This is a genomic window from Streptomyces sp. NBC_00690 (assembly GCF_036226685.1).
GTDB lineage: Bacteria > Actinomycetota > Actinomycetes > Streptomycetales > Streptomycetaceae > Streptomyces.
The window spans coordinates 1,794,936-1,808,693 of sequence record NZ_CP109009.1; the positions used below are offsets into that span (position 1 = coordinate 1,794,936).

The 13,758-nt window shown below is 68.4% G+C and carries 12 protein-coding genes; 2 read left to right on the top strand and 10 right to left on the bottom strand.

Annotated features, from left to right (window positions below; all coding sequences use genetic code 11):
• Positions 1-6 precede the first annotated feature (6 nt).
• Positions 7-714, bottom strand: a complete 708-nt coding sequence (locus OID54_RS07845; RefSeq protein ID WP_329027328.1) for an MBL fold metallo-hydrolase — start codon at positions 712-714, stop codon at positions 7-9.
• 212 nt (positions 715-926) lie between these two features.
• Between OID54_RS07845 and OID54_RS07850 the strand changes: the two genes are divergently transcribed.
• A complete protein-coding gene (locus OID54_RS07850; RefSeq protein ID WP_329015926.1) occupies positions 927-1,721 on the top strand; it encodes a peptidylprolyl isomerase in 795 nt (264 codons plus the stop codon).
• Between the two features lie 177 nt (positions 1,722-1,898).
• A complete protein-coding gene (locus OID54_RS07855) occupies positions 1,899-3,131 on the top strand; it encodes a DUF349 domain-containing protein (RefSeq protein WP_329015928.1) in 1,233 nt (410 codons plus the stop codon).
• 103 nt (positions 3,132-3,234) lie between these two features.
• On the opposite strand, the gene OID54_RS07860 is transcribed toward OID54_RS07855, so the two are convergent.
• The 9 genes from OID54_RS07860 to OID54_RS07900 all read right to left on the bottom strand — a co-directional run bounded on the left by OID54_RS07860 (position 3,235) and on the right by OID54_RS07900 (position 13,739).
• Positions 3,235-5,784, bottom strand: coding sequence for a RelA/SpoT family protein (locus tag OID54_RS07860; RefSeq protein WP_329015933.1), 2,550 nt, complete (start codon positions 5,782-5,784; stop codon positions 3,235-3,237).
• A gap of 158 nt (positions 5,785-5,942) precedes the next feature.
• Positions 5,943-6,485, bottom strand: a complete 543-nt coding sequence (locus tag OID54_RS07865; RefSeq protein WP_329015935.1) for an adenine phosphoribosyltransferase — start codon at positions 6,483-6,485, stop codon at positions 5,943-5,945.
• On the bottom strand, positions 6,482-7,639 hold the full coding sequence (secF, locus tag OID54_RS07870) for a protein translocase subunit SecF (RefSeq protein WP_329015938.1): 1,158 nt from the start codon (positions 7,637-7,639) through the stop codon (positions 6,482-6,484). The genes OID54_RS07865 and secF overlap by 4 nt, the downstream gene beginning before the upstream one ends.
• 1 nt (position 7,640) lies before the next feature.
• Positions 7,641-9,416 carry a protein translocase subunit SecD gene (secD, locus tag OID54_RS07875; protein ID WP_329015941.1) on the bottom strand — a complete coding sequence of 592 codons (1,776 nt, stop codon included), beginning with the start codon at positions 9,414-9,416 and terminating at the stop codon, positions 7,641-7,643.
• Between the two features lie 143 nt (positions 9,417-9,559).
• Positions 9,560-10,039 (bottom strand): preprotein translocase subunit YajC, encoded by a 480-nt coding sequence (gene yajC, locus OID54_RS07880; protein ID WP_329015944.1) that lies wholly within the window; start codon positions 10,037-10,039, stop codon positions 9,560-9,562.
• Positions 10,040-10,205: 166 nt separating this feature from the next.
• Entirely contained in the window at positions 10,206-11,297 is a 1,092-nt protein-coding gene (ruvB, locus tag OID54_RS07885) for a Holliday junction branch migration DNA helicase RuvB (protein ID WP_329015948.1), read from the bottom strand.
• A 412-nt stretch (positions 11,298-11,709) separates the two neighbouring features.
• On the bottom strand, positions 11,710-12,327 hold the full coding sequence (gene ruvA / locus OID54_RS07890; RefSeq protein ID WP_329015951.1) for a Holliday junction branch migration protein RuvA: 618 nt from the start codon (positions 12,325-12,327) through the stop codon (positions 11,710-11,712).
• The gene (ruvC, locus tag OID54_RS07895) at positions 12,324-12,854 is read right to left on the bottom strand and encodes a crossover junction endodeoxyribonuclease RuvC (RefSeq protein ID WP_329015953.1); all 531 of its coding nucleotides are present in this window, start codon (positions 12,852-12,854) and stop codon (positions 12,324-12,326) included. Before ruvC ends, ruvA begins: the two co-directional genes overlap by 4 nt.
• Positions 12,855-12,986: 132 nt before the next feature.
• Positions 12,987-13,739, bottom strand: a complete 753-nt coding sequence (locus tag OID54_RS07900) for a YebC/PmpR family DNA-binding transcriptional regulator (RefSeq protein WP_329015955.1) — start codon at positions 13,737-13,739, stop codon at positions 12,987-12,989.
• Positions 13,740-13,758 lie beyond the last annotated feature (19 nt).

Below are 13,758 nucleotides of genomic sequence, written 5' to 3' on the forward strand. Positions count from 1 at the left end.
CTCTCGTCACATTCCTCGTCGGGGAGCGTCCGTGCTCCCGAGGCCGGCGGCCACTTCCCTGAGATAGGGATTGGCGGCGCGCTCATGGCCGATGGTCGTCTGGGGACCGTGTCCCGACAGCACCACGGTGGAGTCGTCCAGCGGCAGGCACACGCGGGCCAGCGACTGGAGCATCTCACCGTGGTCGCCACCGGGGAGGTCGGTGCGTCCGATGGAGCCGGCGAAGAGCAGATCGCCCGAGAAGAACACCGGGGGCACATCCCCGGTCTCGGGCATCTGGAAGGTCACCGACCCCTTGGTATGACCGGGCGCATGCGACACGGTCAGCTCCATGCCGGCGAGCGCCAGCCGGGCACCGTCGGTGAGCTCATGGACGTCGGACGGCTCCCCGACGGTCAGCTCCCCCATGAGCTGGGTGCCCAACGAACGACCGAGGGCCTTCTCCGGGTCGCTCATCATGTACCGGTCGGCGGGATGGATCCAGGCGGGCACGTCATGGGCACCGCACACGGGGACGACCGAGGCCACATGATCGATGTGGCCGTGAGTGAGGATGACGGCGACCGGCTTGAGGCGGTGCTTCCTGACCGCTTCGGCGACGCCCTCGGCGGCCTGGTGGCCCGGGTCGATGATGACGCACTCCTCACCCGCGGCCGGGGCGACCAGATAGCAGTTGGTCCCCCAGGCTCCGGCTGGGAACCCGGCAATAAGCACGATCGTCCTCAAGGTGGTTGCGGAGGTGCGGTGCGGCACGGCGGTGACGGAGATGTCATGGCAAAGAGGGAACGCTCCGCATCCGAAATGGTGGATCGCGGCAGTTCAGAGCCTACCGGCGGTGCTGCGTCCACAGCCAACCCGTATACGGTACGGGCACACTCAACCGGTCGGTGGCACCTGCGGTGCACAGGAATGAGGGAGAAGACCCGGTGGTCAGCAGCGATCAGCGGCGGCGCCAGCTCGCCAGGGAGAAGTTCGAGCGCCAGCAGCAGCGCAAGGCGCAGGTACGCAGAAGACGGCAGCGCAACACGGTCATCGCAGCCGCAGCCGCCGTGGTGATCGCGGCGGGCGGAGCGGCTTACCTCTCGATCGGCCTGTCCGACGGGGACACCAAGTCGGACGCCCAGACCCCGGGCGACAAGGCGAGCGGATCGGCCGATCCGACGCCTTCCGAGGTCAAGAGTCCCGAGCCTGCCCTGTCCGTGGACAAGAAGGCCACGTACTCGATGCGGCTCACCACGGACCGGGGCACCGTCAAGATCGCCATGGACGCGTCGAAGACCCCTCGTACCGTGAACTCCTTCAAGGCGCTCGCGGACAAGGGCTACTTCAACGCGACCAAGTGTCACCGGCTGACCACCGAGGGCATCTTCGTGCTCCAGTGCGGCGACCCCAAGGGCGACGGCACCGGTGGACCCGGTTACAACATTCCCGACGAGAACCTGGCGGCGCTCGGCAAGCCGGAGGCGGACGGCAAGGTTCCGTACCCGGCGGGCACCGTGGCCATGGCCAACACCAATCAGCCCAACACCGGTGGGAGCCAGTTCTTCCTCGTCTACAAGGACAGTCGACTGCCCCCCAGCTACACCCAGTTCGGCACGATGGACGCCGCCGGACTCAAGGTGGTGCAGGACGTGGCGAAGGCCGGTGTCAGCGGTGGCGGCAGCGACGGGGCGCCGACCACGTCCGTCACCGTCCAGCGGGCGGACGTCACCAAGGAGTGATCCGCGGGGTCGGGCGGCCCCGAGCGGGTCCGGGAATTCGGACGCGCTGAGTGCGGACAGCCGGGCGGCCGGTCGCCTAGATTGGCGTTGTGCAGGGTGGGCGCTGCCCGCCCCGAGGAAACTGTGGACGATGCCCGGGGGGCTCCCCCCTGGTGGGCATCAGGTGGAGGAGGCGCTGTGAGCAGCGACCCGTGGGGCCGTGTCGACGAGACGGGCACCGTGTACGTGCGTACAGCCGACGGCGAGAAGGTCGTCGGATCGTGGCAGGCGGGCACTCCCGAGGAGGCCCTGGCCTATTTCGAGCGCAAGTACGAGGGCCTGTCGGTCGAGATCGGTCTCCTCGAACGGCGGGTGAAGACCACCGACCTGTCGGCCAAGGACGCTCAGACCGCCATCGACCATCTGCGCCAGCAGGTGGACGAGCACCACGCCGTGGGCGACCTCGACGCCCTGGCCAAGCGGCTCGACGCGATCACCGAAGCGGTCAACAAGCGCCGTGAAGAGCGCAAGGTCCAGCGGGCGAAGCAGCACGACGAAGCACGTGTGGCCAAGGAGGCCCTGGTCGGCGAGGCCGAGGAGCTGGCCCAGAGCGACCAGTGGCGATCGGCCGGTGAGCGGCTGCGGGCACTGGTGGACACCTGGAAGGGCCTGCCCCGGCTCGACCGGAAGTCGGACGACGAGCTGTGGCACCGCTTCTCGCATGCGCGCTCGGCGTTCTCCAAGCGCCGCAAGGCCCACTTCGCCTCGCTGGACGCCCAGCGCGAGGACGCCCGCAAGGCCAAGGAGAAGCTGGTCGCCGAGGCGGAGTCGCTCTCCAACTCCACGGACTGGGGCAACACGGCCGCTCGCTACCGGGATCTGATGACGGAGTGGAAGGCCGCCGGACGGGCCCAGCGCGATGCGGAGGACGAGCTGTGGAACCGCTTCCGCGGTGCGCAGGACGTCTTCTTCGCCGCCCGTAGCGGGGTGTTCGCCGAGCGGGACGCCGAGCAGTCGGAGAACCTGAAGCTGAAGGAAGAGCTCGCCACCGAGGCGGAGAAGCTGGTTCCGGTGACGGACCTCAAGGCTGCTCGCGCTGCGTTCCGCTCCATCAACGAGCGCTGGGAGGCGATCGGGCACGTGCCGCGCGACGCCCGACCGCGGGTCGAGGGGCGGATGCACGCGGTCGAGCGGGCGATGCAGGACTCCGAGGAGAACGAGTGGCGCCGCACCAACCCCGAGGCTCGGGCGCGCGCCGCGGGGCTGACGGGCCAACTCCAAGCAGCGGTGGACAAGCTGCGCGGTCAGATCGACACCGCCCGCGCGGCCGGCAACAACGCCAAGGCCGACAAGCTCGCCAAGGAGCTTGAGGGCCGACAGGCACTGCTCGACCAGGCGCTGAAGGGCCTGGAGGAGTTCGGGGGCCGCTAGTCCGCTCCGCACGAACAGCAAGAACCATACGAAGAGGGGCTCTCGTACCACCAGGTACGAGAGCCCCTCTTCGTGCGGCGACTGACGGGCTGACCAGCGGGGTTTACGGTCGGCGCGCCGAGGTGACCCGGTAGACGTCGTAGACGCCCTCCACTCCCCGTACCGCCTTCAGCACATGGCCGAGGTGCTTGGGGTCTCCCATTTCGAAGGTGAAGCGCGAGGTGGCCACCCGGTCGCGGGAGGTCTGGACGGCCGCCGACAGGATGTTCACATGCTGGTCGGACAGGACCCGCGTGACGTCGGAGAGCAGTCGGGACCGATCCAGCGCCTCCACCTGGATGGCGACCAGGAAGACCGACGACTGGGTGGGCGCCCACTCGACGTCCAGGATCCGTTCGGGCTGCTGGGACAGCGAGTCGACGTTGACACAGTCGGCCCGGTGCACCGAGACGCCGCTGCCGCGGGTGACGAAGCCGATGATCGGATCGCCGGGGACCGGTGTACAGCATCGGGCGAGCTTGACCCAGACGTCCTCGACGCCCTTGACGACCACACCGGGGTCGTTGCTGGAACGGCGCTTCTTGCGGCTGCGCGAGGGCGGTACCGACTCGGCGATGTCCTCGTTGGCGGCTTCTTCGCCGCCGAGCGCCTGGACGAGTTTCTGGACGACGCCCTGGGCCGCGACATGACCCTCGCCGATCGCCGCGTACAGGGACGAGATGTCCGGGTAGCGCATCTCGTGCGCCAGGGTGACCAGGGAGTCGCCGGTGAGGATGCGTTGGATGGGCAGGTTCTGCTTGCGCATCGCCCGCACGATGGCGTCCTTGCCCTGCTCGATCGCTTCCTCGCGGCGCTCCTTGGAGAACCAGGCTCGGATCTTGTTGCGGGCGCGGGGCGACTTGACGAACCCCAGCCAGTCGCGGGACGGGCCCGCGCCTTCGGCCTTGGAGGTGAACACCTCGACCAGATCGCCGTTGTCGAGGGTGGACTCCAACGGCACGAGCCGCCCGTTGACCCGTGCCCCTATGGTCCGATCGCCCACCTCCGTGTGCACGGCGTACGCGAAGTCGACCGGTGTGGCGCCCGCCGGGAGCGCTATCACGTCGCCCTTCGGTGTGAAGACGAAGACCTCGTTGCGTGAGAGGTCGAAGCGCAGCGATTCGAGGAACTCGGACGGGTCCTCGGTCTCCTTCTGCCAGTCGAGCAACTGGCGCAGCCACGCCATGTCGTTGACGTGGTCGTCCTTGCCCGACCTCTTGGGCACGTCGGTACGGACCTTGGACGCCCCGGCGACGGCCTCCTGCTTGTACTTCCAATGGGCCGCGATGCCGTACTCGGCCCGACGGTGCATGTCGAAGGTGCGGATCTGGAGTTCGACCGGCTTGCCGTTGGGACCGATGACCGTCGTGTGCAGCGACTGGTACATGTTGAACTTCGGCATCGCGATGTAGTCCTTGAACCGGCCGGGGACCGGATTCCATCGCGCGTGGACCGTACCGAGCGCCGCGTAGCAGTCGCGCACGGACTCCACCAGCACACGGATGCCCACCAGGTCGTAGATCTCCGCGAAGTCCCGGCCGCGGACGATCATCTTCTGGTAGACGCTGTAGTAGTGCTTGGGGCGACCGGTGACGGTGGCCTTGATCCGGGCGGCCCGAAGGTCGGACTGCACCTCGTCGGTCACTATGGCGAGGTACTCGTCGCGCTTGGGCGCCCGCTCGGCGACCAGTCGCACGATCTCGTCGTACATCTTCGGGTAGAGGATCGCGAAGGCGAGGTCCTCCAGCTCCCACTTGATGGTGTTCATGCCCAGGCGATGGGCGAGGGGAGCGTAGATCTCCAGCGTCTCGCGGGCCTTCTTCTCCTGCTTCTCCCGCTTGAGGTAGCGCATGGTGCGCATGTTGTGCAGTCGGTCGGCGAGCTTGATGACCAGGACCCGGGGGTCCTTGGCCATGGCGACGACCATCTTGCGCACGGTCTCGGCCTGGGCTGCCTCGCCGAACTTGACCTTGTCCAGCTTGGTCACACCGTCGACGAGTAGGGCGACCTGGTCGCCGAAGTCACGACGCAGCGTGTCGAGCCCGTACTCCGTGTCCTCGACGGTGTCGTGCAGCAACCCGGCCATCAGCGTCGCGGGGTCCATGCCCAACTCGGCGAGGATGGTGGTGACGGCGAGTGGATGGGTGATGTACGGATCGCCACTCTTGCGCTTCTGTCCCCGGTGCCACCGCTCGGCGACCTGGTAGGACTTCTCGATCTGCCGGAGCGTGGCCGTCTCGATCTTGGGGTCATTGCTGCGCACGATCCGCAGCAGTGGCTCCAGGACGGGGTTGTACGGCGAAGACCGCTGCACGCCGAGCCGCGCGAGGCGAGCCCGTACGCGGTTGGAGGAGCCGGCGGCGGAGCGCTGGGTGCTCCCGGGTGCCGGCCGGGAGCCCGGAGCGGGTGCGGGACGGGACTTGGCCGCCGGCGAGGGCGTGGCCGGTTTCAGCGCCGAGGACGCCGTGGAGCCGGTCGCACCGCTGGGGCGCTCGGGAGCTGCCGACCCTGGCTTTTCAGCCGGATTCTTCTCGGGCACGACAGGGGCTGCCGCGGCCTTGTCGGCCTTCTGGACGGGCTGCGCGGCGGTGGCGGGACGGGCCTCGTCTGGCAAGAGCGCTCCTCGTGCGGTTCCGGGTCCCCCAGTCAGGTCCGGAGAGGCCATGGTATCGACCTCGGCGTACTACTGCCCCAGAGGCTGAAACAGGCCCCTGGGGTCCCGGCATTCCCGGGGCTCTCAGGAGCCTGTCTACAACTGGTCGGACCCTCCGGTCACAGAGTGAGCAGCGACTCCAGCGGAGCGCCGCGCAGCGCGGGCTCCAGTCGACTCCGGCCGGAGAGAAAACCGAGCTCCATGAGAACGGCTATGCCCGCGACCTCGGCGCCACCACGACGGATCAGCTGCATCGCCGCCTCGGCGGTACCGCCTGTCGCGAGGACGTCGTCGATGACCATCACACGGTCACCGTCGTTGAGGTCCTCGGCGTGGATCTCGATCTCCGCGGTGCCGTACTCCAGGTCGTACGTCTGCGCCAAGGTGGCTCCGGGCAGCTTGCCCGCCTTGCGGACCGGGATGAAACCCAGTCCGGCACGGACCGCGACCGGCGCTCCCAGGATGAAGCCGCGCGCTTCGAGCCCGACGACCTTGGTCGCCCCGTGCCGCACGCAGATCTCGGTGAGCGCATCGGTGAGGACCGAGAACGCCTTCGGGTCCGCGAGCAGCGGGGTGATGTCCTTGAAGACCACTCCCGGCTGGGGATAGTCGTGGACGTCGCGGATACGGCTGAGGAGCAGCTCCTGGGAAGCGGTGGTCATCGCCGCCTGCCCGATGAGCGGCCCCGACCCCGCCCACGCTGCCCCACTACGGGACTGCTGGGGCTGCTGGGGCCACCCGCGACCACCGGAGCGGCGTCGAGCGGGCCGTCGTGATTGTGGGGGGTTTGGGGGTCGTCCCCGTGGGAGGGGTCATCGTCCTCGTCGACCGACTCGCCCTTGGAGAGGGCCGCAGCGCGCTTGGCCAGGACCCGCTTGCGCAGGGCCTTCATCTGCGGTTCGCGTTCCTTGAGGTCGGCGACCAGCGGAGTGGCGATGAAGATCGAGGAGTACGCACCGGCCGCGAGGCCGACGAACAGCGACAGCGAGATGTCGTTGAGCATGCCCGCGCCGAGGAACCCGCCACCGATGAACAGCAGGCCGGCGACCGGCAGCAGCGCGACGATCGTGGTGTTGATGGAACGCACCAGCGTGCCGTTCAGACTGCGGTTGGCGATCTCGCTGTAGGTGTTGCGCGACTGTTTGGTGACCCCGACCGCACCCTCCTTGAGACCGTCGAAGACGACGACGGTGTCGTAGAGGGAGTAGCCAAGGATGGTCAAGAGACCGATCACCGTACCCGGCGTGACCTCGAAGCCGACCAGGGCATAGACGCCGACCGTGATCGTGAGGTCATGGATCAGCGCGATGAGGGCCGCGATCGCCATGCGCCATTCGAAGGCGATCGCCAGATAGATCACCACCAAGATCATGAAGACCCCGAGACCGGTCCATGCCTTGTTGGCGATCTGCTCGCCCCAGCTGGGTCCGACGAGTTCGGCGTCGATCTTGTCCACGGGGATGTTGAGATCCGTGGAGAGCTGCTTTTGGACCTTGGTGGCCTGAGCGGTGTCCAGCTCGCTGACCTGGATGCGCAGGCTGCCGTTGCCCAGCTCCTGGACGATGGCGTGGTGGCCGGACGACTCCTGCGCGGACTCCTGCGCCACCGAGACCGAGGCGTTCGACTTCGCGGGCGTGCTGAAGACGGCGCCGCCCTTGAACTCGATGCCCATGTTCAGACCCCGCACCGCCAGGCCGACGATGGCCGTGATGGTGATCAGGATCGAGACTGCGTACCAGAACTTCCGCTTGGCGACGAAGTCATAGCCGATCTCGCCGCGATAGAGCCTGACGCCAATGGAGCCGAGACGTGACATCTCACGCCTCCTTCGGTTCGGTGGGGGCGGAGGTGCGGCGCGAGCGGCGCAGCGGGGGCTTGGCGCCGAGACGCTTCGGGTCGAGGCCGGACCAGGGGTGACCGCCGCCGAAGAACTTGGTTTGCGCCATCAGCGTCATCAGGGGCTTGGTGAAGAAGAACACCACGACCACGTCCAGCAGGGTGGTCAGACCCAGCGTGAAGGCGAAGCCCTGGACCTTGCCGACGGTGACCACGAAGAGGACCGCGGCGGCGAGGAACGAGACGAAGTCGGAGACCAGGATGGTGCGTCGGGCACGCGGCCAGGCACGCTCTACGGCCGGGCGGAGCGTACGGCCTTCGCGGATCTCGTCCCGGACGCGTTCGAAGTAGACGATGAACGAGTCCGCGGTGATACCGATGGCGACGATCGCGCCACACACGGCCGGCAGGTTCAGTGCGAACCCGATGGCCGGGCCGAGCAGCGCCATCAGCGAGTAGGTCAGACCCGCCGAGACGAAGAGGCTGAGGATGGCGATCGCGGACAGGCCGCGGTAGTAAGCCACCAGATAGATGATGACCAGCGCGAGGCCAATGGCACCCGCGATCAGACCGGCCTTCAACTGCTCGCCACCGAGGGCAGCGCTCACCGTGGTGACGCTCTGTTCCTCGAAGCTCAGCGGCAGGGCACCGTAGGACAGGATGTTTCCGAGGTCCTGGGCTTCCTGCTGCTTGAAGCTGCCGGAGATCTCGGCGCTGGCGCTCAGCACCGTGTTGACCTGCGGGGCGGAGACGACCTCGCCGTCGAGGACGATCGCGAACTGGTTCTGCGGGGACTGCTGCGCCGACAGCTTGGTGGTGATCTTCTGGAACTTCTTGGCGCCGCCCTTGGTGAAGTCCATCGTGACGATCCAGATGCCACGCTGCTGGTCCATCTGACCCTTGGCGTCGTCGACGTCCTTGCCGTCGAGCTCCGCCGGGCCGAGCAGGTACTTCTCCCAGGTCTTGCCGCCGTCGTTGGAACCACAGGCGACCATGGGGTTCTCGGGCTTCGCGTCCTTGCCTGCATTGGCGCGGGACTTCTCGTCCATGCAGTTCAGCGCCGCGAACTCCTTGTCCAGCCCGCTCGTCTCCGGGGTCTGGCCCGGAGTCGTGGCGGGGGCAGGGGGCTGCGAGGGGTCGGCAGCCTTGCCGGACGCGGTGGGGGACGGAGACGTCGTGGCGGGGGCCTTCAGGCCCTCGGTGACGGCCCGACCCTGAGCAGTGGCGCTGGGTGCCACCGACGCGGCGGGGGAAGCCGGGTCCTTCTTCCCGTCCGTGGCCTTGTCCTTGCTGGACGCGGAGCTGGATGCGGAGGGCGTCGGGGCGGGCTGCTGCGGTGTGACTCCGCCTGCGGCGGCCGTCAGCACCGGGCGGAAGTAGAGCTGCGCGGTGGTACCGACCTGCTTGCGGGCCTGCTCGGAGTCCGTCCCCTTGGGGATGTTGACGATGATGTTCTCGCGGCCCTGGGTCTGGACCTCGGCCTCCGAGACACCGAGACCATTGACGCGGCGCTCGATGATGCCGACCGCCGTGTTCATGTTGGTCTCGTTGACCGCGCTCTCCTTGCCGGGCTCCGCCTCGGCCTTGAGCGTGATCGTCGTACCGCCCGCGAGGTCGATGCCCAGTCGGGGCGTGGTGTGCCCGGACACGAACATCCCGCCGGTCAGCGCGACCATGGCGATCAGGATCATTACCAGGGTGCGCACTGGCTTACCCTGGGCCCCCGCGGGCCTTCGGCCCCTGTTCGGTGCTGCCACCTTCTCGTTTCTCCCTGTCCAACCGCCCCGCGCGGGGTATGCGCTCGGGCGGCCACGAAGTGTTGTGGGGACCTGCCCCCGAAGAAGTCAACACGACCAGAGGACCGCTTGGCATCGGCCGTGCCCGCGGTCCCCGAACATGGCTACTTGTCGCCGTCGGCCTTGTTGTCTTTGGTCACCTCGGTGTCAGCGTCGGCGGCTGCGGGCTCGTCCGACTTGGGCTTCTTGCCCAGCTCGATCTTGGTGACATCGGTGTCAGCCGCGTTCGTCGTGTCCGACTCGGTGCCCTCGGTGAGCGAGGAGGCGTCATCGGGCACGATCGTGGTCTGCTCGGCGGGGTCGTCGCCGTGGACGATGCGGTTGTACTCCTCGTCGTCGAGGACGGCACCGATGGAGTTCTTCGCGTAGACGGCGTGGACGCCGGGGGCGACCTCAAGGAGCACGGTGTCCTCGTGAAGCTCCTTGACAGTGGCGTACATGCCTCCGATCGTGCGGACTCCTGTGCCTGGCTGCATCGAGTCGCGCATCTGCGCGGCCTGCTGCTGCTTCTTCTTGGCGGAGCGGGTCATCAGGAACATGGCCCCGATGAGCACGATGAAGGGGAGGAAGGTCAGGAGATTCACGGGAAGAAACTTCCTTCAAACGACCGCGTCGGTGAGGCGGCCTATCTACGGGGGTGGGTACGCCGACCTGGAAGGGGCGGCATCGGCGGAGTCTAAGCGAGTCCGCATCATTGGAACAACGCCCAGCATCGCACTGTGGTTCCTCCCGCGAAGAGTCTCCGCGCCGTCACGCCCCGAACAACCCTTGTTGTCCGCTTGCGCCCGGGGGCTGCTGGGGCGGCACCATCCCGAGATGGGCCCAAGCCGCCGGAGTCGCGACCCGACCACGAGGCGTACGCGCCAGTAGCCCCTCCCTGACGAGGAAGGGCTCGGCGACCTCCTCGACGGTCTCCCGCTCCTCCCCCACCGCCACCGCCAGGGTGGAAAGACCCACGGGTCCGCCGCCGAAAAGCTTGAGGAGGGCCGTGAGCACCGCGCGGTCGAGACGGTCGAGACCGCGGTCGTCGACCTCGTACACCCGAAGGGCGGCGGCGGCGATCTCCTGGGTGACGGCGCCGTCCCTCTTGACCTGTGCGTAGTCGCGCACGCGGCGCAGCAGGCGGTTGGCGATGCGCGGCGTGCCGCGGGAGCGGCCGGCGATCTCCGCGGCACCCTCGTCGTCGATCTCCACGTCGAGCAGGCGCGCGGAGCGGTGGAGCACGCGCTCCAACTCTGCGGGGGCGTAGAACTCCATGTGGGCGGTGAAGCCGAAGCGGTCGCGCAGCGGTGGTGGCAGCAGCCCGGCCCTGGTCGTGGCCCCCACCAGGGTGAAGGGCGGCAGGTCGAGCGGGATGGCCGTGGCGCCCGGGCCCTTGCCGACGATGACGTCGACCCGGAAGTCCTCCATCGCCATGTACAGCATCTCTTCGGCGGGCCGCGACATCCGGTGGATCTCGTCGAGGAAGAGGACCTCGCCCTCCTGGAGGGAGGAGAGGATCGCAGCGAGATCTCCGGCGTGCTGGATGGCCGGGCCCGAAGTGATGCGGATCGGGGCCTTCATCTCAGCCGCGATGATCATGGAGAGGGTGGTCTTGCCGAGGCCGGGAGCGCCGGAGAGCAGGACGTGGTCAGCGGTGGCACCCCGGGCGAGGGCCGCCTTCAGCACCAGGTCAAGCTGCTCGCGCACCCGCTCCTGGCCGACGAACTCGCCCAGCGACTTGGGCCGCAGAGCGGCTTCCACGGCCTGGTCCTCGCCATCGGCCGATGCTCCGACGAGCCGCCCGTCGGCAGGGATGGCGACGTCGTCGGCCGGGGCAGGGGTGCTGTCGTCCCAGTTCACTGCGGAAGTGCCTCATCGGGTTGGCGCGGCCGGGGCCGCGGGCGGACGGTCCTGAACGGTCGGGGCGGGGCGGCTGGGGTGTCGCCCCCGCTCGGGGTGGATCAGGGGTGGGCGAATCAACGAGGGCGGTGCGAAAGTCTCAACTCACCGACGCCGCTGGGGAACGCGTGGAGTCGCCCCGACTGCCCGGCTCGACCCACTCGTACGAGGGACACCCGTGCGGGGGATGCGGCGGTGCCAGGGAGCTCCTGCCGTCCCGTCGCGCGGAACCATGGGGTGACGGAGGCGGGGGATGAGCAGACCTTCGCCCACGGCAGGGAAGGTCTTCGTCGGCTGCCGAGGTCGAGGCGGCACCCCCCGCACACGAGTCCTCGCTCCGGGTCGCGCCCGGGTCGAACCGCCCGCCCACACCTCATCGCGTGCGGTTCAGCGTCTGGAGCGCGGCCCGCAGCAGCGCCCCGATCTGGGGTTCGCCGCTCGACGCCTCCGCCTGAGGGGCGACCGCGGTCACCGCCTCATCGGCCTCGCGCGTGGCGTATCCCAGGCCGATCAGGGCGGCGTGCAGTTGATCGCGCCACGATGCGGTGACCGCGCTGCCTACGCCACGGCTGGCGCCGTGGGCTCCGAGTGGCTCCCCCAGCCGGTCCTTCAACTCCAGGAGCAGTTTCTGTGCGCCTCTCTTGCCGATGCCGGGCACGGCGGTCAGCGTCTTCTCATCACCTGACGCCACCGCGATCCGCAGCACATCGGGGGTGTGCACCGCCAGCATCGCCTGTGCGAGGCGCGGCCCGACGCCGCTGGCGGTCTGGAGGAGCTCGAACACCTGCCGCTCATCGTCATCGGTGAAGCCGTAGAGCGTCAGGGAGTCCTCCCGGACCACCAGGGAGGTCGCGAGCTTGGCCTGCTCGCCGATGCGGAGCGTCGCGAGGGTGCGGGGAGCGCACTGCACTGCCATCCCGATCCCCCCGACTTCGATCACCGCGGTCGTCGGGGCGAGTGCGGCGACCGGGCCGCTCACAAAGGCGATCATGCGGTACGGCCTTTCGCTGTGTGCTGGGCGACCGCCTGCTGGAGGCGGTTCTGGGCGGGGGCACGCCAGATGTGGCAGATGGCCAGGGCGAGGGCATCGGCGGCATCGGCCGGTTTGGGTGGCGCTGCGAGCCGGAGCAGTCGGGTCACCATCGCGCCCACCTGCGCCTTGTCCGCGCGACCGCTGCCGGTCACGGCAGCCTTGACCTCGCTCGGTGTGTGGAGGACGACGGGCAGACCTCGGCGTGCGGCACAGAGCATCGCGACGGCACTGGCCTGGGCGGTGCCCATCACCGTCCGTACGTTGTGCTGGCTGAAGACCCGCTCCACGGCGACGCAGTCGGGTCGGTGGTCGTCGAGCCACTGCTCGATGCCCTGCTCGATGGCGACCAGCCGAACGCCGAGCGCGGCATCGCTGGGCGTGCGGACGACGCCGACGCCGATCATCGTCAACGGACGGCCTGCCACGCCTTCGACGACTCCGACACCGCACCGGGTCAGGCCGGGGTCGACCCCGAGCACGCGCACGTAGCCCCTCCTTCGGTCACCTGTTTGTGCAGGCTATCCGCTGCCACTGACAATCCGCTGCCACGGGCGGGACACGGAAAACGGGCCGACGGTGGGTGCCGTCGGCCCGTACTCCACAGGTGTGTGCGTCGATCAGGCGTCGACCTTCTCCATGACCTCGTCCGAGACGTCGAAGTTGGCGAAGACGTTCTGGACGTCGTCGCTGTCCTCCAGCGCGTCGATGAGCTTGAAGATCTTGCGCGCGCCCTCTTCGTCCAACTCGATCTGCATGGTCGGGACGAAGTTGGCCTCGGCCGAGTCATAGTCGATGCCCTCGGTCTGAAGCGCCGTGCGCACCGCGACGAGGTCGGTCGCCTCGCTGAGGACCTCGAACGACTCTCCGAGGTCGTTGACCTCTTCCGCGCCCGCGTCCAGGACGGCTCCGAGGACGTCGTCCTCGGTCAGCTCGCCCTTGGGGACGATCACGACGCCCTTGCGGTGGAAGAGGTAGGAGACGGAACCGGGGTCGGCCATCGAACCGCCGTTGCGGGTCATGGCGACCCGGACGTCGGACGCCGCGCGGTTGCGGTTGTCGGTGAGGCACTCGATGAGGACGGCGACCCCGTTGGGACCGTACCCCTCGTACATGATCGTCTCGTAGTCGGCGCCGCCCGCTTCGAGGCCGGCGCCGCGCTTGAGCGCGGAGTCGATGTTCTTGTTGGGCACCGACTGCTTCTTCGCCTTCTGAATGGCGTCGAAGAGGGTCGGGTTGCCCTCGATGTCAGCACCGCCGGTCCGGGCCGCGACCTCGATGTTCTTGATCAGCTTCGCGAAGAGCTTGCCGCGCTTGGCATCGATCACGGCCTTCTTGTGCTTCGTCGTAGCCCATTTAGAGTGGCCGGACATCTGCCTGTCTCCTTCGCGT

What these genes read in the sequence shown, in the direction of transcription:
- OID54_RS07865 (WP_329015935.1), bottom strand. Translation starts at nt 6,485, where the DNA reads ATGACCACCGCTTCCCAGGAGCTGCTCCTCAGCCGTATCCGCGACGTC.
- ruvA (WP_329015951.1), bottom strand. Translation starts at nt 12,327, where the DNA reads ATGATCGCCTTTGTGAGCGGCCCGGTCGCCGCACTCGCCCCGACGACC.
- OID54_RS07900 (WP_329015955.1), bottom strand. Translation starts at nt 13,739, where the DNA reads ATGTCCGGCCACTCTAAATGGGCTACGACGAAGCACAAGAAGGCCGTG.
- secF (WP_329015938.1), bottom strand. Translation starts at nt 7,639, where the DNA reads ATGTCACGTCTCGGCTCCATTGGCGTCAGGCTCTATCGCGGCGAGATC.